The following is a 545-nucleotide window of genomic DNA, read 5'->3' as shown; positions in this document are numbered from 1 at the left end:
CACGTCAACACGGCCGTCTTCCACGTCACCCTCGCGACGGACGGGGTCATCCGCGTCCCCGTCAACGTTCGCGACGAACTGGCCCTGTCCACGGGCGATGATGTCCGTGTGAGCATCCGCATGAAGGAGTAACTGATGGGAGAAATCAGCGTCACATACGACAGCAACGGCGACCCACAAGACGTAACGATCGGGTTTGGGATCGACGGTGAGGTGGACGATGACGGTGTCGTCCAGATTGACCCGAACGACAATCTGTGGATGATGTACTCCGACGACTCGCATGAACGCATCCGTGCGGCCCTGCTGGCAATTCCGCAGATTACGGGCGTCGAAGTCGGAGAGTACGACGAGGAGGAGTGGCGGAAGAACGCCGAAGAAGACTACGAGGACATCAACGAGTAACAATGAGTACGAAAACTGTTGACGACACTACGAAACTGACGGACAGCGACGCAATCGAACAGGCGCTCAACGATGTCGAGGCGGGTAATGCGCTGACCATCGAAGCCGAGAACGTGGACGGCAGCGAAGCCGCCGTCGAT

At 58.3% G+C, this 545-nt stretch carries 1 protein-coding gene; it reads left to right on the top strand.

Features of this window, described 5'->3' with window-relative positions:
* Nucleotides 1-135: 135 nt before the first annotated feature.
* Complete coding sequence (locus EXE42_RS16565) at nucleotides 136-405, top strand: hypothetical protein (protein WP_137707018.1); 270 nt, start codon at nucleotides 136-138, stop codon at nucleotides 403-405.
* Nucleotides 406-545 lie beyond the last annotated feature (140 nt).

Source organism: Halorubrum sp. SP3, from assembly GCF_005435195.1.
Classification (GTDB): domain Archaea; phylum Halobacteriota; class Halobacteria; order Halobacteriales; family Haloferacaceae; genus Halorubrum; species Halorubrum sodomense.
Note: the sequence above shows the minus strand (reverse complement) of the source record. Positions and strands in the feature narration are given on the sequence as shown.

Excerpts from the sequence above, each read along its gene's own strand:
- EXE42_RS16565 (WP_137707018.1), top strand. The coding sequence starts at position 136 with ATGGGAGAAATCAGCGTCACATACGACAGCAACGGCGACCCACAAGAC.